Annotated in this window: 18 protein-coding genes and 1 pseudogene; 3 read left to right on the top strand and 16 right to left on the bottom strand. The window is 63.9% G+C overall.

The genetic code is table 11. The annotated features are described in order from the left end of the window. Positions 1–94: 94 nt before the first annotated feature. Positions 95–1,011 (bottom strand): annotated as a pseudogene (locus tag NLY33_RS28085) (ABC transporter permease). Between the two features lie 350 nt (positions 1,012–1,361). Here NLY33_RS28085 and NLY33_RS28080 point away from each other — a divergent pair. Next, the gene (locus NLY33_RS28080) at positions 1,362–2,324 is read left to right on the top strand and encodes a sugar-binding transcriptional regulator (RefSeq protein ID WP_023668527.1); all 963 of its coding nucleotides are present in this window, start codon (positions 1,362–1,364) and stop codon (positions 2,322–2,324) included. A gap of 17 nt (positions 2,325–2,341) precedes the next feature. Here NLY33_RS28080 and NLY33_RS28075 read toward each other — a convergent pair whose 3' ends face one another. The 8 genes from NLY33_RS28075 to NLY33_RS28040 all read right to left on the bottom strand — a co-directional run bounded on the left by NLY33_RS28075 (position 2,342) and on the right by NLY33_RS28040 (position 12,644). Continuing rightward, complete coding sequence (locus tag NLY33_RS28075) at positions 2,342–2,935, bottom strand: hypothetical protein (protein WP_023668526.1); 594 nt, start codon at positions 2,933–2,935, stop codon at positions 2,342–2,344. Positions 2,936–3,032: 97 nt separating this feature from the next. After that, positions 3,033–4,520 (bottom strand): xylulokinase, encoded by a 1,488-nt coding sequence (locus NLY33_RS28070; protein WP_023704854.1) that lies wholly within the window; start codon positions 4,518–4,520, stop codon positions 3,033–3,035. 20 nt (positions 4,521–4,540) lie between these two features. After that, a complete protein-coding gene (locus tag NLY33_RS28065) occupies positions 4,541–5,863 on the bottom strand; it encodes an NAD(P)H-dependent oxidoreductase (RefSeq protein ID WP_023668524.1) in 1,323 nt (440 codons plus the stop codon). A gap of 160 nt (positions 5,864–6,023) precedes the next feature. After that, positions 6,024–7,127 carry a mandelate racemase/muconate lactonizing enzyme family protein gene (locus tag NLY33_RS28060; RefSeq protein WP_023696609.1) on the bottom strand — a complete coding sequence of 368 codons (1,104 nt, stop codon included), beginning with the start codon at positions 7,125–7,127 and terminating at the stop codon, positions 6,024–6,026. A 17-nt stretch (positions 7,128–7,144) separates the two neighbouring features. Then, positions 7,145–7,852 (bottom strand): GntR family transcriptional regulator, encoded by a 708-nt coding sequence (locus NLY33_RS28055; RefSeq protein WP_023704855.1) that lies wholly within the window; start codon positions 7,850–7,852, stop codon positions 7,145–7,147. A 180-nt stretch (positions 7,853–8,032) separates the two neighbouring features. Continuing rightward, complete coding sequence (locus tag NLY33_RS28050) at positions 8,033–9,187, bottom strand: efflux RND transporter periplasmic adaptor subunit (RefSeq protein ID WP_023740662.1); 1,155 nt, start codon at positions 9,185–9,187, stop codon at positions 8,033–8,035. A gap of 14 nt (positions 9,188–9,201) precedes the next feature. After that, positions 9,202–12,390 (bottom strand): efflux RND transporter permease subunit, encoded by a 3,189-nt coding sequence (locus NLY33_RS28045; protein ID WP_023704857.1) that lies wholly within the window; start codon positions 12,388–12,390, stop codon positions 9,202–9,204. After that, positions 12,384–12,644, bottom strand: a complete 261-nt coding sequence (locus tag NLY33_RS28040; RefSeq protein WP_023704858.1) for a hypothetical protein — start codon at positions 12,642–12,644, stop codon at positions 12,384–12,386. Before NLY33_RS28040 ends, NLY33_RS28045 begins: the two co-directional genes overlap by 7 nt. 242 nt (positions 12,645–12,886) lie before the next feature. Between NLY33_RS28040 and NLY33_RS28035 the strand changes: the two genes are divergently transcribed. Beyond that, entirely contained in the window at positions 12,887–13,468 is a 582-nt protein-coding gene (locus NLY33_RS28035; RefSeq protein WP_023668517.1) for a TetR/AcrR family transcriptional regulator, read from the top strand. Positions 13,469–13,804: 336 nt separating this feature from the next. On the opposite strand, the gene NLY33_RS28030 is transcribed toward NLY33_RS28035, so the two are convergent. The 7 genes from NLY33_RS28030 to NLY33_RS28000 all read right to left on the bottom strand — a co-directional run bounded on the left by NLY33_RS28030 (position 13,805) and on the right by NLY33_RS28000 (position 21,952). Then, complete coding sequence (locus tag NLY33_RS28030; RefSeq protein ID WP_023668516.1) at positions 13,805–14,827, bottom strand: LacI family DNA-binding transcriptional regulator; 1,023 nt, start codon at positions 14,825–14,827, stop codon at positions 13,805–13,807. Positions 14,828–14,963: 136 nt separating this feature from the next. Beyond that, complete coding sequence (locus NLY33_RS28025; RefSeq protein WP_023668515.1) at positions 14,964–15,758, bottom strand: ATP-binding cassette domain-containing protein; 795 nt, start codon at positions 15,756–15,758, stop codon at positions 14,964–14,966. A 4-nt stretch (positions 15,759–15,762) separates the two neighbouring features. Beyond that, positions 15,763–16,749 (bottom strand): ABC transporter permease, encoded by a 987-nt coding sequence (locus tag NLY33_RS28020; protein ID WP_023668514.1) that lies wholly within the window; start codon positions 16,747–16,749, stop codon positions 15,763–15,765. Between the two features lie 109 nt (positions 16,750–16,858). After that, positions 16,859–17,791: a substrate-binding domain-containing protein gene (locus NLY33_RS28015; RefSeq protein ID WP_023687083.1), complete on the bottom strand. Its 933-nt coding sequence runs from the start codon at positions 17,789–17,791 to the stop codon at positions 16,859–16,861. A gap of 296 nt (positions 17,792–18,087) precedes the next feature. Then, positions 18,088–19,116, bottom strand: a complete 1,029-nt coding sequence (locus NLY33_RS28010; protein ID WP_198020353.1) for an ABC transporter permease — start codon at positions 19,114–19,116, stop codon at positions 18,088–18,090. Beyond that, entirely contained in the window at positions 19,113–20,657 is a 1,545-nt protein-coding gene (locus NLY33_RS28005) for a sugar ABC transporter ATP-binding protein (RefSeq protein WP_023704860.1), read from the bottom strand. The genes NLY33_RS28010 and NLY33_RS28005 overlap by 4 nt, the downstream gene beginning before the upstream one ends. A 137-nt stretch (positions 20,658–20,794) precedes the next feature. Then, the gene (locus tag NLY33_RS28000) at positions 20,795–21,952 is read right to left on the bottom strand and encodes a fumarylacetoacetate hydrolase family protein (protein ID WP_023668510.1); all 1,158 of its coding nucleotides are present in this window, start codon (positions 21,950–21,952) and stop codon (positions 20,795–20,797) included. Positions 21,953–22,128: 176 nt separating this feature from the next. Here NLY33_RS28000 and NLY33_RS27995 point away from each other — a divergent pair, with 176 nt between their 5' ends. Then, complete coding sequence (locus tag NLY33_RS27995) at positions 22,129–23,406, top strand: NAD(P)/FAD-dependent oxidoreductase (RefSeq protein WP_023708155.1); 1,278 nt, start codon at positions 22,129–22,131, stop codon at positions 23,404–23,406. Positions 23,407–23,495: the final 89 nt, after the last annotated feature.

Genomic DNA, 23,495 nt, shown 5'->3' with positions numbered 1-23,495 from the left:
GCGCATCGCGCCCCTTGGAACATCCCAGTTTCGGATCGACCGATCCGTCTATCGCCCGGACGTTCCGGGCGAATTCTCAATTGTGCCCCGCTCTCTATCGCGCCCTGCGCCGCCAGGTGTCGCTGGCGACGGCCAGCGCGATCACCACGCCGATCACCACCTGCTGGATGAAGGGCGAGACGCCGAGCAGATTGAGGCCGTTGCGCAGCACGCCGATGATGAGCACGCCGACCGCTGTGCCGCCGATCGAACCGACGCCGCCCGAGAGGCTGGCGCCGCCGATCACCACCGCCGCGATGGTGTCGAGCTCATAGCCGAGGCCGGAACTCGGCTGCACCGAATCCAGCCGCGCGGCAAGCACAATGCCTGCAAGACCCGCAAGCACGCCGCAGATGGCATAGACCCAGTTGGTCAGCGACTTCACCGGAATGCCGGAGAGCCGCGCCACCTCGGCGCTGCCGCCGATGGCGTAAAGCTGCGGCCGGTGGCGCGGTAGTTGAGGAAGATGGCGAAGACGATCGCCAGCACCATCATCACCCCGACTGTGACCGACAGGAAGCCGAAATGGCGGATGATCGACAGGCTGGTGAACCAGTCGGGAAAGCCGACGATCTGCGAGCCGTCGGTGATCATGTTGGCAAGGCCGCGCGCCACCGACATCATCGCCAGCGTCGCGATGAACGGCGGCAGCCGGGTGACGGTCACCAGCAGGCCGGACACCAGTCCGCAAAGGCCGGCGACGACCAGTGCTGCAACGACGCCGGCCGCAAGGCCGAGATTGAGATAGTCGGGATGGGAGACAAAGCCCATCACCATGGCGGCCAGCGCCAGCACCGAGCCGACCGAGAGATCGATGCCGCCGATCAGGATCACCAGCGTCATCCCGATTGCCATGATGCCGAGCACCGTGATCTGGTCGAGTACGTTGAGGATGTTGCGCACGGTGAGGAACGTGTCGGTGGTCAGCGTCAGCGCCAGGCAGAGCAGCAGCAGTCCGATCAGCGGTCCCATGGTTCCGGCAAACAGTGCCGAAAGCTTCGCGGCCGTCGCACCTTGAGCGCCGGGCGCGGCTTTCAACTCGCCAGCCTTCGACTCGCTTGCATCATTACTCACGGCCACTTCGTCTCCTCCGTCAGCGAAACGGCGATGGCCTGCCGTCCGCTCTTGTTCACCAGGCACCTCCCTGTGAACAATTTATCTTTGATATGCAATTTTGTTCAGCTAAACTGTTCATTAGAAAATTGTCAAGAGCCGTTGCGCCATTCGGCGGTTGTTTGCGCCACCGGGCGGTTTGTCCTAGGGAAGGCCAGGGGGCGGCGCTTGCGGAAAGATTTCCGAAATTTGCCGCGGGAGGGCAAAAGATGGCGACCGTCGAAAACGAGAAGGCCTCGCGCTTCCCCGATGCCGAGCTCAAGGCCCGGGCCGCCTGGCATTACTATGTCGAAGGTCTGACGCAAGAGCGCATTTCCGAGATCCTCGGCGTCGGCCGCATCAAGGTGCACCGCATTCTCTCCGCTGCGCGAGAGGAGGGCATCGTGCAGTTCCGCATTCGCGACAGTGTCGTCGAATGCGTGCAGCTCGAGGAGAGCCTGAAGCAGCGTTTCGGGCTCAGCCAGGCGGTCGTGGTGCCATCAGCCGCTGATCGCAGCAACGCGCCGCTGATGATCGGCCACGCGGCTGCCGCCTATCTCGCCGACAATGTGAATGCCGGCGACGTCATTGCGCTGGGCTGGGGCCGCACGCTGAAATTCGCCATCAACGAATTGCCGAGGCGGCCGATCGCCAGGACGACGGTCGTCTCGATGCTCGGCGGCCTCACCCACGCGCAGCCGCTCAACCCGACCGAAAGCGCCTGGGAGTTCGCCGAAAAGATCGGCGCTGAATGTTTCCTGCTGCCGGTGCCGGTCTATGCCGACAAGCCGGAACAGCGCGATGCCTTCATGAGCCAGCGCAGCGTCCAGGATGTCGTCTTCCGCGCGCGCCGCGCCAACATCGCCGTGCTCAGCGTCGGCTCGTTTTCCAAGGACAGCCCGATCGCCAATTACGGCTTCATCAAGCCGAGCGAACTTGAGGAACTGCAGGCCGCCGGCGCGGTCGGAGACCTCTTGTGCCATTTCATCGACGCCGAGGGCCACCCGGTCGACCATGAGGTCAACCGCCGCGTCTGCGCCTATCCGCTGCAGGATTTGTCCGATATTCCGAGCATCATACTGGTTTCAGGTGGTCAGGAGAAGGTCGCTGTGATGCGCGCGGCGCTGGCCAACACCAGGATTTCGGTGCTGATCACCGATGAGGATGCGGCCAAAGGCCTGCTCAATCGTTGAGCGCTGTCCGGCGTCGGTCAGAATTCGCAGGGCTCCGGACGACTGTCGTCCGACCAGTCGGCCAGTGCGATCGGCACGAATTTTCCCGCGACCGGTTTGCCGTCGTCCAGGTCCTTTGAGGCAACGCCTCTGCCGGTGAGAAAATTGATGTCGCAACCGCCCAGCGTCGTCTCGACCGAGCCGTCGGCTTTCTGAACATTCCAGTCCCAGTCGCGACTGTAGCCGGCGACAAGGAATTTACCGCCGCGCCAGACGATGGTCAGCGTTGTATCCCATGATTTGTTGGCGCCGCAGCCGAAGCACGAGGTGACGACAAGCGATCCCTTGCCCTTGCTTTCGAGCCCGAGAATACGGTCCTGCGTCAGCGCCTTTTTGACAAAGTCAGGCTTGCGCGAAGGATCGAGCTTTCCTTCGCCGGCAGCCAGATAGATCGAGAGATCCGCCAGCCCGGTGTCGGAATCCGCCGCGATCGCGGCCCGATCCATCCTGCCGTCATTGTCCATGTCGAGCGTGACCTCGAAGGGCGGCTCGTCCTGCGCACGCGCCGTCATCGGAGCTGCCGCAAGCGCGACAATCCAGGGCAGGGCGGCAAGGTGAAATACTGCTTTCATGAGCCCGATGAGTCTAGCATTGGCCGGGCAGGACGCAAAATCGGCAAGCTGGGCAGGTTGGGCATGGGAGCCTCACGCAGGCAAGCTGCGCTTGAACTCAGATCGCACCGAGCCGCGCGTGGATGTCGCGTGTCGCGTGATAGAGGTCGCGGTAGATCGCCTTGCGCGCCCGGTAAGCCGGCACCAGCGTCATATCCGGATCGACACGCCTGGCCGGCGCCGCCGCCATTGCCTTGGCGGCGTCTTCCGCCGAGGCGAACCAGCTGATCGCCGAAGCAGCCAGCATGGCCGCGCCAAGGGCCGCCGCCTCGTTGACCGGCGACACGAACAGCGGCCGCTCCAGCACGCTGGCCATGATCTTCATCAGCAGCGCCGAATTGGTGCCGCCGCCGGCGGAAATCATCTCTCCCGACTTGCCGCCGCTTTCGGCCTCCATCGCCTCGCTGGCGATGGCCTGCTCCAAAGCGATGCCTTCCAGCGTGGCGCGGAAGAGATGCCTGGGCTCATGGTCGAGCGACAGGCCAACAACGGCGCCGCGCGCCGCGCCATCCCAATAGGGGCTCATGACGCCGGCCCAATAGGGCATGACCAAAAGACCGTCGCCGCCGGCCGCAACATCGACCGCACCCTTCTCCAGTTCTGCCGCGGAAGACGCGCCGGTGGTGCGCACGATCCAGTCGACCAGTTGCATGCCCGAGCGCAGCACGGTTTCCAGCATGAAGCCGGAGCCGGTCGGCGAGACCAGCGTGCGAAACGCATCCGATGTGGTGACCGTGCCGGAATAGCAGCCGCTGACGACGCCGGAGCCGAGCGAGAGATAGCTCCTGCCGGCACCATAGACGCCCATGCCGAGACCCATGGCCTGGCCATCGCCGGCGCCGGCGACAATTGGCGTGCCCGCTTTGAGGCCAGTCAGCTGGGCAATGCTTTCGGCAAGGCCGCCGCAGATTTCGCCTGGGCCGATCAGCGCCGGCAACTGCCGTGGCTGCAACCCTGCAGCCGAGACAAGCTCAGGGTGCCATTCGCCTGTCGTGACATCGAGCAAGCCGAGCGGGTCGGCACTTGCCGTGCTGGTTACCAGCCGTGCGGTCAGCCGGTGAACGAAGAAGCCATGAACATCGACCAGGGCGGCGGCGTTGGCCAGCACCTGCGGCTGGTGTTCCGCCAGCCAGGCGATGGCATAGAGCGCCGGCGTCGGATCCGGCGGCTTGCCGCTCCAGTCGCGGATCGTCTCGCGGCCAAGCTCGGCCGACAGCTTGGCGACTTGAGGCCGGGCGCGCTCGTCAAGCCACAGGATCGCCGGGATGAGCGGCGTGCCGGCCTGATCGATCAGGGTGAAGGTCTCGCGCTGATGGGCTATGGCAATTGCCGCCACGCGCGCTGCGCCGACCTTGTCGGCAACCTGCTTCAGCGAACTGATGAGGGCTGCCCACCAATGTTCGGCATCCTGCTCGAAATGGCCGGGCTTCGGATTGGCCAGCGGATAGGCCTCGCGCGCCTGGAACAGCTCCGCGCCGTCGCGGGTGAAGGCGATCGCCTTCACCGCCGTCGTCGAGGCATCGATCCCGATAACGACATCGTCCATCACAGGGAGATCCCGAAGGTTCAGGCGGCGTTGGTCACAAACTGTCCGTCCGACTGGTCGAGACGGCGGCGGATCTGCGTTATCACCATCGAATCGTCGGGTACACAATTTTCATAGGTGAGGAAGTCGCCGGTCTTGACCGGCTTGACCACCTTGGCGCGTTCGGCAATCCCGAGCGGCAGCGCGCCCTTGGCGCGGGCGTCCTCCCAGGTCATGGCGAAGCCGCGATAGTCGTTCTCGCCGATCATGCCCAGCGACTGCCCGGCGCCGAGATCGCTTTTGGCTACCGCCACCGCTTCGGCGACCGGATGGTCGAGCGGCTCCATGTCGGCACGTTTGTAGACAACGGCGCGCGCCGCCGACAGTGGCACTTCAAGGCTTGTCAGGTGATAGGGACGGTAGATCGTGAAATAGGGGCCCTTGCCGACCTTGAGGTCGACCATGCGCTCCAGCACGCGCGGATGCCTCGTTTCGATGATGCAGAACACGCCGGGCGCCACGCCCTTGCCGATGGAATAGTCGACCACGCCCTTGCGGTGCAGCACGCCGCCATCCTCGCGCGGGCAAAGCACGCTGGCCAGTTCCTCCAGCGTCGCCGTCGGGCCGTGCATGCCCGGCACGTCGGGCACCAGCCCGGTGGCGTTGGCGATAGCCACCATCTCGATCGCCGTCTTGGAACCGTCGACGAACTCGACCAGCATGCGCGCATTCATATTGCGCTCGGCCGCTTCCTTCTCGTAGTCGGCGGGCATGGCGTCGATCTTGAGCGGGTTGTTTTTGCCCTTGCCGGCGGCGATGATGTTGAAGCCGAGGCTCTTGGCGAAGCCGATGATCTCCAGCGTGCAGGCGGGTTCGTCGCCGGCCGCACCGGTGTAGACCACGCCGGCCTTGCGCGCTTCCTCCTTGAGGAAGCGGCCGATCGTAATGTCCGCCTCGACATTGAGCATGACGATGTGCTTGCCGTTCTTCATCACTTCGAGCGCAAACAGCGTGCCGATGTTGGGATTGCCTGTCGCGTCGATGATGACATCAATGCGGCCGGCCGCGGCCAGCGCATGCAGATCTTCGGTGACAGCGATCTTGCCGGCCTCGATGGCGCGGTCGATGGCAGAGGCGTTCGCAGCCTGGACGATGTCGGAGCGGTCATGGCCGGCGAGCAGTGCGGCATCGATCGCCGCTTGCGGCCGCACCTCGGAAATGGCACCGATCCGCATGCCCGGCATCAGCGCCACCTGGACGACGATGTCGGTGCCCATCTGCCCGGCGCCGGCGAGTCCGATGGTGATGGGCCCTTGGGCTTCAGCGCGCTGCAGAAGTTCCGCTGCAAATTGCGGATGGGCCATATCGCTTCCTCCAGTCATGACGCGCCGCAGCGTCAAATCATCATTTTGAACGTTCCTATTTCCATTTGAAAAATATTTCAACCCGCAATCGGAGAATGGCTGCAGGACCAAATCTCCCACGGAGGATTCGTGGGGTGACAGCTTCATGCTGCGCTTGATCTCAGCCGATCTCTAGGAAAGGCTTGCCGAGCAGGTCGGGCACGACATCGATGCCGAGGCCGGGCCCGTCGGGAATGCCCATGTGGCTGCCGGTGACCGGTGGGGCGTTGGAGGCCGTGCGCACCGTCACCCACTCATGGAAGGCGATGGCGTGCAGCCGGCGTTCTTCCGGCGTCGACAGCGACAGATGCGCCATCGCCGCCGTGTCGATCTCGGCGCCGCCCGTATCCTCGACGGTGATCATGAAACCGAGATCGACGGCGACGTCGCGGATTTGCCTTGTCCTGGTTACGCCGCCAAGCCGCGAGATCTTCAGCGTCAGCCCGTCGGCGGCGCCCAGGCGATGGATTTCCAGCATCGCCTCGAGCGAGATGACGCTCTCGTCCAGCACCATCGGCTTGTCGAGCATGCGGCGCACCGACATGTTCTCCTCGATCGTCGTGCAGGGCTGCTCGAACGTGTAGTCGATGCCGCGCGTTGCATCGGCGAACTGCCGCGCCTGGTAGGGTGTCCAGCCGGCATTGGCGTCGCAGAAAATCACCGTGCCTTTCGGCACGGCCGAAGCGACTGCGCTCACCCGCTCGATGTCTTCATGCACATTGCCGCCGACCTTGACCTGCAGTCGGCGGCAGCCCTGGGCGATGATCCTTTTGGCCAGTGCCGCCATCTGGTCGAGCGTGCCGTGGGTGACGACGCGGTAGGTCTCCGCCATGTCGCTCTCGCGGCCGCCAAGCATGGTCACCAGCGGCACGTCGGCGGCCCGGGCCGCCAGATCCCAGCAGGCCATGTCGAGCGCCGACTTGATGTAGGGATGGCCCTTGAACACCGTATCCATCAATCGGCCGATGCCGGCGAGGCCACGCGGGTCCTGGCCGATCAGGTGCGGCGCGATCTCGACCACGCCCGCGCGCGTTCCCGCCGGAAAGGCGGCCGAATAGAAATTGCCGAGCGGCGCCATCTCGCCCCAGCCGGTCACGCCGCTGTCGGAGGTGATGGCGACGATCACCGCATCGAAGCAGTCTGCAACCCGCCCCTTTGACATGCGGTAGGGCCCGTCCACGAAGGGCTGCACGACGCGATAGGCCTTGATGGTTTTGATCTGCACTTGTCTGTCCGTTGTCTCTAGGCGTTGAGGAGGGTCAGCCCTTCGATGTTCCGCTGATCGAGGCCACGCGCATAGGCAAGCAGCTCTTCGAAATCGAGGTCGATATGCTCGCGCGCATGGCGCTGGGCAGCGCGCATGTCGGCGCCCTTCAAGAGCCGCACATAGGTTTCGTGGAGATCTTCGGCCGGCACCGGCTCGTTGCGGGCCCGCTGGTGCAGGGCAAAGTACATCTGCAGCCGGCTGGTCAGCCGCTGCCAGGTTTCCAGCAGCACCGAATTGTCGGCCCATTCATAGATCAGCCCGTGCAATTGCAGTGCGGTCTCGATCTGGCGGGTGGTGTCGCGCGCGCGCGTTGCCTGCTTCACCGCTTCGTGGCGGCGGTCGAGTTCATCGAAGAAGCGCTGGTCGCGCAGCTTCCATGTCCGCTCGATGGCGAATTCATCGAGCACCTTGTTCAGCGAGTAGGCGTCGTCAATGTCCTTGGCGGTGACATCGATGACGAAGGTGCCGGCATAGGGAATGCTGGTCAGGATGCCTTCCTGCACCAGCTCGCGCATAGCTTCGCGCAAAGGCGCGCGGCTGACCCGCATCTGCTCGGCGATCCTCAGCTCGCTCAGCTTTTGGCCGGGTTCCAGCTGGCCGATCAGGATCGCCCGCCGCAACAGCGCAACGATCTCGGCTCGGCGTGTCGTATCCGCGATCGGATTGAAGTCCAGCTTGGCCATTCCGTCACTCCAGTGAGAGCCGGAAACAGACAAGCAGATTGTCGACAATCCTACAATATGTCTGTTCCGGATTCTTGTGCCTTGCGGTTACTCCAAAAACGGCGTGCGGCGCTCCATAAAAAAACGGCGCCCTCGGCGTGGAAGCCGAAGGCGCCGCAGGACCGGGGCTGATGGGGGTTATCAGCTGGCCGGTTTCTCCTGGGGCAACGGCGAGATCGGCATTCCTGGTCCGATCTTCTGCAGATTGCCCGTTATCACCTGGTCGCCTTCGGCAACGCCGCTGAGGACCGCCACAAGGTCGCCGCTGGTCGCGCCAAGCGAGACGATGCGCTGGTCGACCGTGTTGCCCTTGCCGACGACATAGACATATTTGCCGAGCTGGCTCGAACCCAGCGCCACCTGCGGCACCATCAGCGCGTCGGGCAGCTGCTTGATGTGCAGCCGCACGCGGACATACTGGCCCGGCAGCAGCGAGAACTTCGCATTGCCGATGGTGGCGCGCGCCGTAATCGTGCCGGTCGAGTGGTCGACCGTGTTGTCGATGAAGGTGAGTTCGCCCTTCTGGCTGGCTTCGGTCTCGCCGGGGAGCAGCACCTCGACCTCGATCGGGCCGGCGGCGCGGGCCTGTTCGATTTCGGCCAGGTCCGTCTCGCTCGGATTGAAGGTGACGTAGATCGGGTCGAGCTGCACCAGCGTGTTCAGCACCGTGCCGGCGACGCTGACCAGCGTGCCGACCGAAGCCTGGTTGCGGCCGACGCGGCCGGCAAACGGAGCGTGGATTTCGGCGTAGCTCAAATTGAGCTCGGCCGTGCGCACCGCCGCCTGGTTGACGGCAAGCGACGCTTCGGCCTGGCGCAAGGTGCTCGTACGCTGGTCGAACCCATCCTTGGCCAGATAGCCGCTCTTGGCGAGTTCGGAGCCGCGGCCGAGATTGGAGCGCGCATAGTCGAGGCTCGCCTGGTCGCGCTGCACTTCGGCCTTGGCCTGGTCGAGAGCCGCCTTGAAGTCGTCAGGCGAGATCTTGTAGAGCAGATCACCCTGGCGCACATCCGCGCCGTCCTTAGCCGTCTGCTCCTGCAGATAGCCGGGCACGCGGGCCTGCAAGGTGACGCTGCGGATCGCCTCGATGCGGGCGGCGTAGTCAAGGTAGATCGGGATCGTCTTCTTGACCACGCTCGTCACCGGCACCGGCATGACGAATGCCGCAGGTGCTGCCGTCGCTGCCGCCGTGCCGGCATTGAGGCTGAGATTGCCCATGTCGAGGAAGTGGACGCTTGCCACCGAGATCGCTCCCAGGGCGACGGCCGTTCCCAAAGCTATTTTCCATTTACGCATTTTGGTCTCCAATTCTATTCGGCTGCTTCGGCCAGGCGCATCGGCGCTGGTTCGGCAGTCGGTTCATTATTGTCCTGGTCATGAGCAGCGTTCGGTTCGCTGCGCACGCGGCCTTCGCGCAGCTGTTCGATGACCGCGTAGAAGACCGGCACGAACACCAGCGACAGGATGGTCGCCGCGACCATGCCGCCAAACACGGTGGTGCCGATCGACTGCCGGCTTGCCGCACCCGCACCCGTCGCAAACATCAGCGGCAGCACGCCGAGGATGAAGGCGAAGGCCGTCATCAGGATCGGCCGCAGCCTCAGCCGCGCAGCTTCCATCGCCGCGTCGACAATGCTCAGTCCCTCCTCGCGCCGCCGCCTTGCAAACTCGACGATCAGGATCGCGTTCTTGGCGGCGAGGCCGATCAGCATGACGAAGCCGATCTGCGAATAGACGTCGATCTGCATGCCGCGCAGGAACAGGGCTGCGAAGGCGCCGAACAGGGCCAGTGGCACCGCCAGCAGCACCATGAACGGCATCGCCCAGCTCTCATACTGCATCGCCAGGATCAGGAAGACGAAGACGATGGCGAGGCCGAAGACGACCGACGCGATCGATCCTGCCTTGAGCTCCTGGAAGGTGATGCCGGTCCATTCGAAACCGAAATCCCTGGGCAAAGCGGTGGTGGCGGCCCGTTCCATCGCGGCAACCGCCTGGCCCGACGAGAAGCCGGGGGCTGCGCCGCCATTGATCGTGGCCGAGGCGTTGTTGTTGTAGTGCGGCACGGTTTCCGGGCCGACGAACGGCACCAGTTTGCCCAGTGTGCTCAGCGGCACCATGCCGCCGGAGGCGTTGCGCACATAGAGCCGCGAAAGGTCGCCTGCGTCGGCACGTGCATCCTTGTCGGCCTGGATGGTCACCCGGAAGGTGCGGCCGAACAGGTTGAAGTCGTTGACGTAGAGCGAGCCGAGATAGATCTGCAGCGTGTTGAAGACGTCGGGCAGGTTGAGGCCGAGCAGTTTGGCCTTGCTGCGGTCGAGGTCGTAGTTGAACTGCGGCGTCGAGGTCGAGAACGGCGAGAACAGCTGCTGCGGGTTGATTTCCGGCTGCTTGCGCGCCTCGGCGATCACGGCTTGCGTCGCGTCGTTGAGGGCTGAACTGCCGCGCCCGGTGAGATCCTCGACGACGAATTCGAAGCCGCCCGTGGTGCCGATACCCGGGATCGAAGGCGGATCGAAGGACAGCGCGAAGGCTTCCGGAATCTGCATCAGCTTCCCGCGCACGTCGGCGACGAGCTTCGACGCGCTCTGGTCGGGGCCGCGCTCTTCCCACGGCTTCAGGATGGCGAACTCGACAGCCGAGTTCGACTGCGCGGCACTGGTCAGGAAGTTCAGGCCGCTGATCGAGCCGACAATCTCGACGCCGGGCGTAGCTTGGAGGATGTCGCGCGCCTTCTGGGCCACGGCGTCAGTGCGTTCCAGCGAGGCGCCGTCAGGCAGCTGGATGACGACGAAGAAGTAACCCTGGTCCTCGACCGGAAGGAAGGTCGAGGGCAGCTTTTGCCAGACGAAGTAGGTGGCGACCAGGCCGGCCGCGAACAGACCGAGCATGATCCAGCGCAGCCGGATGAGGATGCGTACGCCATGGGCATAGGCATGCGACAGCCTGTCGAAACCCGTGTTGAACCAGCGGAACGGGGCGAACTGCGTCTCCCCGCGATGGCGCAGGAAGGCGGCACTCAGCGCCGGGCTGAGCGTCAGCGAGTTGAAGGCGGATATGCCGACCGAAATCGCCACCGTCAGCGCGAACTGATTGTAGAGCTTGCCGGAGACGCCAGGAATGAAGGCAACGGGCACGAAGACGGCCATCAGCACCGCGGTGGTGGCGATGATCGGTCCGGTGACCTCGGCCATCGCGGCCTTGGTCGCCGCCAGCGGTTTGAGGCCCGCCTCCAATTGTCGCTCGACATTTTCGACCACCACGATGGCGTCGTCGACGACGAGGCCGATGGCCAGCACCATGCCGAGCAGGGAGAGCATGTTGAGCGAGAAGCCCATCATTTCCATGACGACCATCGTCGCCACCAGCGACACCGGAATGGCGATGGTCGGGATGATCGTCGTGCGCCAGCTCTGCAGGAAGATGAACACCACGGCCACGACCAGCACCAGCGCTTCGCCAAGCGTGATCAGCACGTCATGCATCGATGCCGACACGAAGCGCGTGGTGTCGTAGTGCATGGCGTAGGAGACGCCCTTGGGGAAACGGGCCGACAGTTCCTGCATCTTGTCCTTGACGTGCTGCTGCAGATCGAGCGCGTTGGAACCGGGCATCTGGTAGACGGCCAGCACCACCGTGGGGTCCTTGCCAAAGAAGGCCGACGACGAATATTGCAGCGCGCCGAGCTCGATGCGGGCGACGTCGCGCAGCCGCACCAGCGAGCCGGTGCCGGTGTTGGCGCGCACGACGATGTCGCCGAACTCCTTGGGGTCGCTCAGGCGGCCGACGGCGTTGACCTGCATCTCGAAGGCGGTGCCGGCGGGCGCCGGCGACTGGCCGATCTTGCCGGCCGCCACCTGGACGTTCTGTTCCGAGATGGCATTCTGGACGTCGACCGCGGTGATGCCAAGATTGGCGAGCTTGTCCGGGTCGAGCCAGACGCGCATCGAGTAGCGGCGCTCGCCGAATATCTGGACGTCGCCGACGCCAGGCAGCCGCTTCAGCGGATCGACGACCTGCAGATAGGCGAGGTTGCTCAGCGCCACCGGATCGACCGAACTGTCGGGCGAGGTCAGGTTGACGATGAGGACGAAATTCGGGTTCTGCTTCTTGATCGTCACGCCGCCCTGGTTGACGATCGCCGGCAGCGAGGAGGCCGCTTGCGAGACGCGGTTCTGAACGTCGACGGCAGCGGTGCTCAAGGAATAGCCGACATCGAAGGTGATGGTGATGGTCGAGGAGCCGTCATTGGAGCTCGACGACGACATGTAAGTCATGCCTTCGACGCCGTTGATCTGCTGTTCCAGCGGCGTCGTCACCGTATCGGCGACCACTTGCGCGCTGGCGCCCGGATAATGCGCGCTGACCACGACCTGCGGCGGCGTGATGTCGGGAAACTGCGAAACCGGCAAAAGGAAATAACAAATCGTCCCGGCGAGCACCATGATGATGGCGATGGCCGAGGCGAAGATCGGACGATGGATGAAATAATTTACCACGACACGCAAACCTCTTTAGAAGAACCGGCCTCTTTAAAAGAATGGGCAGACCGGGACAGCCGCCGGCCGCGCACCGAACCCGGGTCCTGCAAAAAATACGAAGACGGCGCCGCGCCGCTGAGGCCCTGCTCATCGGCAACGGTCCTCAGCATCGCTTCGAAGGCGCGCGGGTTGACGCGGTCCGCTTTCATCACCAGCCGGATCATCGGATCCCGGATGGCTTCATCGATGGTCAAATCCTTGCGCTGCGACATTGGAGCGTCTCCATTCCAGCGGCCCGCATCGGATGATCGCGAACCGGTTTTCATCTCTTCACCGGCCGGAGCCGCATGACCTGCAATTTTCACCCTTTGTGATCTGGCAGGACCAGTTCACGGCCTTGTTATTGACGGAAGGCTACATAGGTGTTACCAGTAAGTAACATTCGGATAGTTACAGACCGGTAACACCCTAGTCAAGAGGTGAACCGAATTTTTAGGGAGACAAGGAGACTGCGATGGCAGACGGCATTACGGATCGCGTGCGTCCCCGGGATCGAATCCTGGAGACGGCGCAGGACATGTTTCACAAGCATGGCATCAAGGGCGTCGGCGTCGACGCCATCACGGAAGCCGCCGGCACCAACAAGATGACGCTCTACCGTCATTTTGAGTCGAAGGACGAACTGATCGTCCAGTGCCTGCGCGCGTCGGCGGCTAAAGGCGCCGCGATGTGGGACCAATTCGAGGCTGAGCATCCCGGCGACAAGCTCGCCCAGTTGCATGCCTGGATTCGCATGGCCGCTGCTTGCCTGGCGGCTGACGGTCGCGGCTGCGACATGGCCAATGCCGCCGCCGAATTGACCGAGCCGGACCATCCCGCCAGGAGCGTGATCAAGGAGCTCAAGAGCGCTCAGCGCGATCGCCTCGTTGCGCTGTGCCGGGATGCGGGCATCGGTCAGGCCGAGCTTCTGGCCGATACGCTGTCGCTGCTGTTCGAAGGGGCGCGCGTCAGCGTGCAGACCATGGGCTGCCAGGGCCCCAGCACGCAGTTCGTGCGCATGGCTGAAGGCCTGATCAGCTCTTTCAGGGCGCGCTGAATTCCAGCTTTCGGAGTTGAGGAGTCCCCATCATCCGGCGGGGCTTTTGGCTATTCTCCGAACTTGCCCGTCAACTCTAATTTAGATTCATTTGAGAATGAAAAAAGCCCGCTGCCGGGAGGAGGTGGCAGCGGGCTCGATTTCGAACGAGATGCGGGAGGAGGTGCACCGCGCTCAGCGTCGGCATCGCATCTGGGAGGAGTAGATGGCCGACACCCAGATGAGTACGGGTTGCCCAATGATTCGGCAACAATGAAAGTTGCATGGCTGCTGTGCAGATTTGCGGCATCTACCCCGACTTGTCGTACAAATCGGAGAAACCGCCACGGCGCGACTTCACTGCACCGGCACGTTTTCCTTGAAGATCAGCCGTGGCTCGATGAACTTCTTCGTCAGGTATGGCGCGGCGGATGCGATCGAGCCAAGCAGGCGGATCACAGATTGCTCCGCGATCAGCCGCGCATTCTGGTCGATGACGACATCGGCGAGGTCGTCGACGAGATAGCCGCGCGTTTCCTTGGTCAGGTCGTGGCAGATGAAGACCGGCTTCTTCTTTGGCTTGGCCTCGAGCAGCGCTCTCGCCACACCTGAGCGCCCGGCGCCGACGCAATAGATGCCGAGCAGTTCCGGCTCGTTGTGCAGCGCCTGCATCGTTGCGGTGTAGCTGCCCTCCGGTTCGTCATTGATCTCGACCGCACTCGAGACCGTGAGATTGGGGAATTCCTCTGTCAGCACCGACCGAAAGCCCATTTCTCGCTCCTCGTGCCCGCGATAGGAACGCGAGCCGACGACCATCGCCAGATGACCCTGGCGGCCATTGAGGAAGCGCCCCATCAACAGCGCCGCCGTGCGTCCGGCAACCCGGTTGTCGATGCCGACATAGGCCGAACGCGGGGCGGCTGGAACGTCGGAGACCAGCGTGACAAGGCGGATGCCTGCCTCGACCACATCGCGCAATATGTTGCGCGTTCGCGGATGATCGACGGCAATGACGCCGACGCCATTGGCCTTCAGCGACAGATTTTCAACCGCCGCCTGCAGCGCTGCCGGCGAGATGCCGCCGAGATTGTGGATCCGGCACGAGGCGACCAGCGGCAGGCGCCCCGCATAGTCCTCGATGTGCCCGGCGAGGTCGATCATGAAACCGTTGGCGCCGATCGGCAGGAAGAATTCAAGATGCGCCGGCCGCGACGGCAGCGTCACCTGATCGACCACCGGCAAATAGCCGAGCTGCTTGGCCGCCTCCATCACCCGTTGGCGGTTGGCGGCGCTCGCGCCGGCCCGGTTGTTCAGAACCCGGTCGACGGTCGCGGTCGACAGGCCGCAGCTCCTGGCTATGTCGGCAACGGTGGCTTTCATGGCTGTAGTCATAGAGCATGATCCCGAAAAGTGGGAACCGGTTTTCTAGGACAAACGGGAACCGTTTTGTCAAAAGGTCATGCTCTACAACGAGTTAGAGCGGATGCGTTTCCGTGCCAGACGGCGCGAAGACGGTTCAGCCGTGCGATGGCCCGCCTTCGATGATGGCGTCGCGGATCTCCTTGTCGGACATCCCGGTGATGATGCGTTCGACCTCGGCCACGCTGGTCTTCTTCGGGTCGATGTCGTCGGCCACCACCTTGCCCCGGCGCATGACGACGATGCGGTCAACCACCTGGAAGACATGGTGGATGTTGTGGGCGATGAAGATGCAGGAATGCCCGGAATCGCGCGCGTTGCGCACGAAGCTCAGCACGCCTTGCGTCTCGGCGACGCCGAGATTGTTGGTCGGCTCGTCGAGGATGATCAGGTCGCTGTCGAAGTGCATGGCGCGCGCGATGGCGACGGCCTGCCGCTCGCCGCCGGACAGGGAGCCGATCGGCGTCGTCGGCGGGATGTTCTTGGAGATGCCGACCTGTTTCAACAGGTCGCGGGCGACATTGTTCATCGCCTCCTGGTCCATGCGGTTCAAAAAGCGCGGCGGTTTGATCGGCTCGCGGCCAAGGAACAGGTTGCGCGCGATCGACAGCTGCGTCACCAGTGCCGAATCCTGGTAGATCGTCTCGATGCCGTGCGCGATGGCGTCGCTGGTGCTGCGCAGATTGACCTTCTTGCCGCGGATGAAAATGTCGCCGCTGGTCAGCGGCACCGCCCCCGACAACACCTTGATCAGCGTCGATTTGCCGGCGCCATTGTCGCCGAGCAGGCCGACGATCTCCCTTTCGTTGACATGAAAATTGGCGTCTTCGAGCGCCTGCACGCGCCCGTAGGACTTTTTGATGTTGGACATGCGGATGAGCGGTTCAGCCATGGTTCTAGGTCCCTGCCTGATGCCGGCGTTCCAGCCATGAGTGCAGCGCCATCATGCCGAGGATGATGGCGCCGATGAAGATGTTGTAGGCCAGCCCGGGCACGCCGATCAGCACGATGCCGTTGCGCATGACGCGCAGGATGAGGATGCCGAGCACCGTGCCGATGATGGTGCCGCGCCCACCGGTCAGCGCCGTGCCGCCGATCACCACCATGGCGATGACTTCGAGCTCGTAGCCGGTGCCGCTGTTGGGGTTGGCGGCCGACGTGCGCAGCGACGAGATGACGCCGGCAAGCGAAGCCATCACCGACGACAGCACGAACAGGCCGATCTTGACGCCGCTGACGTTGACGCCGCGCGCCCTTGCGGCGCCTGGATTGCCGCCGGCTGCCTGGATCCAGTTGCCGGTCCGGCTTTGCGTCAGCACGTAGCCCAGTGCGATGGCCGCCGCGATGAACCAGAAGAGCGACATGTAGATGCGGAACGGGCCGATGAAGAAATCACCGACCAGCGCTTCGGCCAGCCAGCTGCCCTCGGCGCTCCACGTCCGCTGCGGAAAGCCGTCGGTGACGAACAGCGCGGTGCCGCGCACCACCAGCAGCATGCCGAGCGTCACCAGGAAGGATGGGATTTTCAGCTGCGTGACGAACCAGCCATTGACCAGGCCGATGAAGGCCGCGATCAGCAGCGCGGCGAGGAAGCCGACCTCCAGCGAGGTCAGGCCGCTGTTGAACAGCGTCCACATCAGCACCGGCGAAAAGCCGAACAGCGAGCCGACCGACAGATCGAATTCACCCGACGTCATCAACAGCGTCATCGCCAGCGCGATCAGCCCGAGCTCGACGGTGAAGGCCAGCGTGTTGGAGATGTTCTGCGGCGACAGGAAATCGTGGTTGATGCTCCAGAACACCGCGATTTCGACGATGAGCAGAACGAAGGGCCCGAATTCCGGCCTCGCGATCAGGCGTTGGATGAGCGAACGGTTTTCCACTGATAACCTGCGACAGGAAGGGGAAGGCTGAGCCCAGCGCGCAACGCGAAGGGCTCGGCGAAAAGACAGTCGCGACCGCGGCTGCGGCCGCGACTGTTGAAGGTCTGGGTTATTTGCCCGACAGGATGTCGTCGTAGACCTGCGCGGTGTCCTTTTCATAGAGCGCGCCGGTGATGACGTTGAAGCCCGGAGGAATGCCTGACGCCGCCATGTTGGCCAGCGACAGCGCGACGTAGCTGGTCGCCTGCGGGTCCTGCCACTGGCCGGCATTGACGTAGCCGGTCAGCACTTCCTGGGTGGTGTCGAGCGAGTTGCCCCAGCCGACGACCGGGATTTCGCCCGGCTTGATGCCGGCCTGGTCGAACACCCGCTTGATCGAGCCAGTGACCAGATCGCCGAGGCCGATGATTGCCTTGACCTTGGCCTTGTTGGCGGTGAGATAGTCGACCATGCGGTTGATGGCTTCGGCCTGGTCGAGGGTCGCTTCGGTGATCTCATAGGTGATCCCCAGCGGTTCGAAGACGCTCTTGATGCCTTCCTCTTCCTGGACGCCGTAGGTGGCGCCGGGGATTTCGACCGGCATCCAGACGAAGTCGCCCTTCTTCACCAGGCCCTTGTCGACCAGATATTGCGCCCAGTGCTTGCCGAAGGTGACGTTGTCGCCGCCGACATAGGCGTCGAAGCTTGCCTTGGGATCGGGCGTGTTGAAGTTGATGATCGGGATCTTGGCCGTGTTGGCTTCCTTGGCGATTTCGATCAGGCTGCCCGGATCGGGGCTGGTGGTGACGATGCCGTCGGCCTTTGCCGAGATCGCGGCGCGCACGGCCTCCTGCTGCGAGGCAACGTCGCCATTGTGGAACGAGGTGTTGACGGTGTTGCCGGTGTCCTTCGCCCATTGCTTGGCGCCGGCCAGGAAGTAGGTCCAGACCGGGTCGGCCGGGCCGCCATGTGAAATCCAGTAGAACGTCTTGGCCTGTGCCGCCGCCGGAACGGCCAGCGCCACAATCAAGCCAAGCACGAGTAATCGTAGCCTCGTCAGCATTTGCTTTCCTCCCATGTTGAAAAACGACCTCCACGTCCGGCGATGATCCGGGCCATGCCCTTGATCCTCTCCTCCTGCCAGCGCCGACCCGGATGCGCAGAGCATCTTCTTTTGCGGCCGATGGCAAGCCTCTATCCGCCCAATGGATGGTGGCGCGATGCAACGCGCCATCATCGATCCCATCAGATCGCATCAGTTAGAGGGCAATTCCAGGAAAAGTGTGAAACGGTTTTCCGTCCGGAATTGCGTCAACCAAGAGATAGAGATATTTCCCGGCAAGCAGGCGGGGCTTAAACTCAGGCGCGCGGATTTTCCTGGAAGCGCTCGGCCTGGCGGATGCGCAGCACCTTGTCCAGCCGGTCGAGCGCGAGCGCCAGCACCATCACCGCGCCGATCACGAAGGGGCTCCATGCGGCGTCGATGCCGAACAGGGTCACGCCGCTCAAGATGACCTGGACGATCAGCATGCCGATCACCGCACCGAAGACGGTGCCGCGCCCGCCGGAAAGCGAGGTGCCGCCGATGATCGCCGCGGCAATCGCCATCAGCACGAAACCGCCGCCTTGGTCGACGTCGGTAACGGGAGAGCCAAGCCACAGCGCGCCCGCCAGCCCCGAGACGATGCCCATCAGCACCAGCGTCTGCAGCCGCACAGCACCTGTCGGGATGCCGGCATAGAGCGCCGCCTGCGGATTGCTGCCGACGGCCTGGATCCGGTAGCCGAAGCGGCTGCGGTGAAGCACGAGGTGCAGCACCACCGCCATTGCGACGAAGACAAAGACAGCCGTCGGCACAAGGCCGAACAGCTTGCCGTGAACGATCTCAAAGAAGTCGCCGCCTGGGCTGGCCGGAGCTGTCGCTTGCATCTTGACGGCCACCGCCGCCAGGCCCCGGAACATTGCAAAGGTGCCCAGCGTAACGACGATGGCCGGCCGTCGCAGCGCCACCACCAGCAGGCCGTTGACGAGGCCGAGCCCGGCGCCGAGCAGCACGCCGGCAAGGGCGGCAAGCCACGGGTCGATGCCGGCGGCCAGAAGGAATGCGGTGAGAAGGGCCGCGAGATGGAATATCCAGCCGACGGAAAGGTCGATCTCGCGGAGTGCGAGCACGAACACCATGCCGATCGCCAGCATGCCGGGATACGCAGCGGTTTCCAGCAACGACAGCACATTGGCCTCGTCGAGGAAATCCGGCCGGGCAAAGCCTGTAATCGCCACCAGGACAACGAGCCCGATGAGCGGCCTGAGTTCGACGGGCAGGTGAAGGCTGCGCTTCGGGTGGGCAGCCGAACCGGCAAGCTGTAGCATGGGATCCAATCGTGTCATGCCATGGCTCCCACGAGTTTCTTTTTCGGCCGCTCCGCCTCCGGCATCTCGCCGGTGGTGGTCAGTTGCAGCACTGTCCTTCGCTTCATCTCGGCGCCGGACAGCTCGCCGGCGACCCGGCCGCGGTGGAAGACAAGGACGCGGTTGCTGAGGTTGGTCAGTTCGGACGGCTCGACCGAACGCAGCAAAACGATACAGCCATTGGCCGCCATCTGCCGGATCAGCGCATAGATCTTGCGCTTGGCAGCCGACTCGATACCGCCAGCCGGATTGTCTAGGAGCAGCACTTGCGGCGCCGTCTCCAGCCATTTGGCGACTACGATCTTCTGCTGATCGCCGGCCAGCAGCGAATTCACCGGCGCGTCCGGCAGGCCCTTGATGCGCAGCGCATCGATCTGCCTTGCGGCGGCGGCGATCGCGGCCTTGGGCGAGTAGCGGCGCGACCCCCAGTTGCGGGCGCCGGTAGCGATGTTGCCTATGTTGAAGGCCAGCGACCGGTCGGGCATCAGGCCGTTGCACAGGCGGTTGGCCGGCACCAGGCCGATGCCGCGCCGCGCCGCTTCGGTCGGATTTCCAGGCAAGCCGTAGCCGTCGGGGAGCCGCACCCTGCCGCTTTGCGCCTTGCGCAGGCCAAACAGCATCTCGAACAGGTCTTCAACGCCCGACCCCTCAAGCCCGGCCAAGCCGAGGATCTCGCCGGAGCGGGCGGTGAAGCTGACGCCGGAAATCCGGCCGCCGCTCAGACCCTCCACCGTGATCCGCGGCCTTATCGTGCTGGCATTGGCCGGCAGTGCAGGCGGGAACAGGCTGCCGCGCTGCTGGCCGATCATGGCGTCGATCACATCGGCTTCGCTCAACGCCGAGCGCTCACTTGTCAGCACGTCACGGCCGTTGCGCATCACGGTGACCTGGTCTGCGATCGCAAACACGTCCTCCAGCCGGTGCGAGACATAGAGCACGCTCGTGCCCTTGGCCTTGAGGTCACTTAGTACGGTGAACAGGTGCTCGGTCTGGCGCCGGTCGAGCGCAGAATTCGGTTCATCGAGGATCAGCAGCCTCGGGCCTTCCAGAATTGCGCGGCCGAGTTCGACATATTGCCGTTCGCCCATGCCGAGTTGTCCCACAGGAGCGTGGACATCGACGTCGAGCTTGAGTTGCCGAAGCAAGGTGCGGCTGCGTGCCTCCATCTCGCGCCTGGAGACGAAGCCATTGCGCAACGGCTCGCGATTGACGAACAGATTGGCCAGCACCGAGCGGTCGGCAAACAGGCCGAGCCCCTGGTGGACGACGCCGAAGCTGTGCTTGCGTGCAGCGATCGGGCTGTCGACGGTGACGATCTGGTCGCCGACGCGGATGGTGCCGCTGTTGGGCCGGAGCACGCCGGCAAGCACCTTCACCAGCGTCGACTTTCCGGCGCCGCTTTCACCGACGACAGCATGGATGGTCCCCTGTCCGACAGACAGGTTCATATCCCTGAGCGCGACAACGCCGCCATAATGCATGGCGAGATTGCGCACCGATATCATCGGCAAACCGAGCATGCGATTCGGCCCCCACAGACCGCGCCCCGATCCTGGATCGAATTTCCGATACAGTCACCCGGATTCCGCTAACAAACGGCTTACAGGGACCGGATACGAACGTTTATCGGCTATCCGTTCGTCCCGCTGCTCCGAAATCAGATCAGGTCGGCCTTGGCGAGGTCCCGCATGAGATGGCTGGCGCCGTAGGTCCAGTGCGGGCAATCGGGCGACAGAAGCACGCGGTTCACCAGCGCGCCGAATTTCTCCGACGAGATGGTGACGATGTCGCCGATCTTGTGGGTGAATCCCTTGCCCTTCTCGCCGCGATCCTTCGACGGCACGAACATGGTGCCGAGATAAAGCGCCAAGCCGTCGGGATACTGGTGGTGCGGCCCCATGGCGGCCGCGACCAGCTCTTCGGGCGAACGGCTGATCTCGGCCATCGAGCTCGCGCCCTCCAGCGAAAACCCGTCCTCGCCCTCGACCTTCAGCCGCACCGTGGCGCGCTTGACATCGTCGATGGAAAAGCTTGCGTCGAACAACCGGATGAAGGGCCCAAGCGAGGCCGAGGCATTGTTGTCCTTGGCCTTGCCGAGCAGCAGCGCCGAGCGTCCCTCGACGTCGCGCAGATTGACGTCGTTGCCGATGGTCGCGCCGACGATCTTGCCGGTGCTGGCGGCGATCATGGCGATCTCCGGCTCGGGGTTGTTCCAGGTGGAGACAGGATGCAGCCCGACATCGGCGCCGAAGCCGACGGACGCCATCGGCTGGCATTTGGTAAAGATCTCGGCGTCGGGGCCGATGCCGACTTCCAGATATTGCGACCAGGCGCCGCGCTGGATGAGCTTGGCCTTGATCTCCATCGCTTCGGGTGAGCCGGGCTTCAGCTTCGACAGATCGTGGCCGATCAGCCCGGCAATGTCGGCGCGGATGGCGTCGGCCTTTTCCGCCGAGCCGCGCGCCTGCTCCTCGATGACGCGTTCGAGCAGGCTGACCACGAAGGTCACGCCCGACGCCTTCACCGCCTGCAGGTCGACAGGCGAGAGCAGATAGGGTTTTGCCGGATCGCGGGTGGCCTGAAAACTGTTGGCGGCGATCGCGTCGAGCGAGCCGATCGGTTCGCCCTTGGCAGAGCGCACGTGTCCGGCCGGATCGGCCATCTCGCAGATGTCGCGCACTGTGGGTGCGGTGGTCGAGGTGACGTCGAAAACGATCCCGTCGCGCACGGTGACCACCAGAGGATGCGAGGCATCGCTTGCCCTGGCTCGGCCGATGAAGAGCCCGTCGGCGGGAAGCTGCGTTGGGTTCGTCATGGCTTACGGTCCTTTGATGATCGAGATGGCAGCTGGGCCGCTGCACTTTCACCGGATTCACGCCAAAGGTCTATCCCGTGGCGCAGGCAATTGTCGGTTCTGACATGAGGCCCGCTCTTTCAAAAAAATGAAACTGGCACTAGAATTTTCATTTTCCGCATACTCCAGGTGAAGCCTTGCCCGCACCGTTTTCCGTTCCGATCTGGCAGAAGCCGCAGACCGCATCCGCCTTCCAGTTGCTCGTCACTGCGCCGGTCGACGTTGCCATCGTCGGCGGCGGCTTCATGGGCCTGTCGACCGCCTTGCACGCAGCCCGGCTCGGTCTCGGTGTACAGGTGCTGGAGGCTGGCGAGATCGGCCAGGGCGCCTCGGGCCTCAATGGCGGCCAGGTCATTCCCGGCCTGAAATATGATCCCGAATGGCTGCTCGAGCATTTCGGCCCCGAGCGTGGCCAAGCGCTGGTCGATTTCGCCGCCTCGACGGCGGATACGGTGTTCGATCTCATCCAAGACGAAAAGCTGGCGGTGCCGTTCACCCGCAATGGCTGGATCCAGGCCGCGCATACCGAAACCGCATTGAAAGCGGCGGCGAACAGGGATCGTCAATGGCGGGCGCGTGGCGCCGATGTCCGGCTTCTGAATGAAAGCGAGATCGCCGCTATGACCGGCGCGCAAGGCTATCTCGGCGGCTGGCTCGACCGCCGCGCCGGCATCATCGATCCGCTCGCCTATACAGTGGAACTGGCGCGCATCGCCGCCGCCGCCGGCGCCAGCATTGCCGAGCGGCAGAAGGTGGTGAAACTCCGCAAGGAGGCCGGCCTTTGGCGTGTCTCAACCGAAAGCGGCGCCGAGGTGCGGGCGAAAGCGGTTGTCCTGGCGACGAACGCCTATACCGATGGACTGCTTCCGGGCCTCGCGGAAACGATCGTGCCGCTGCATTCCTTCCAGGTCGCGACCGCGCCGCTGTCATCCAACCTTGCGGCGACGATCCTGCCGGAAGGGCAGGCGGTGTCCGACTCCAGGCGCATTCTCGTCTACTACCGCAAAACAACCGACGGCCATCTGGTGCTTGGCGGCCGCGGCCGCATGGCGCGGCCGAGGAGCGAGGCCGACTGGGCGCATCTGCAGCGCGCGCTGGTGCGGCTTTATCCGGCGCTCTCCGATGTCGTCATCGAGAAGCGCTGGTTCGGTCGCGTGGCGATGACGCCGGATCATCTGCCGCACATCCACGAACCTGAAAAGGGCCTGCTCGCCGTGGTCGGTTGCCAGGGCAGGGGCGTCGGCCTGATGACCGCGCTGGGAAAACGCATGGCGGGCTATTTGGCAAACGGTGAGGCAGCGCAATTGCCGTTCCCGCTGTCGCCGATCCGGCCGATTCCGTTCCACGCCTTTCGCCAGATCGGCGTCGCCGCGACGATCGCCTGGTACCGCATGCTCGACGCCTTCGAGCGCTGATTGCGCGCCGGCCGTTTAGGCCTCGTGGATTCAGCTTGACAGTTTCATGAATATGAAAAAAGCTAAGTCAATTTCATATTTCCATTGAG

It is taken from the genome of Mesorhizobium sp. C432A, assembly GCF_030323145.1.
Taxonomy (GTDB): domain Bacteria; phylum Pseudomonadota; class Alphaproteobacteria; order Rhizobiales; family Rhizobiaceae; genus Mesorhizobium.
The sequence above is the reverse complement of the archived record's forward strand: the minus strand, read 5'-3'. Positions and strand labels throughout refer to the sequence as shown.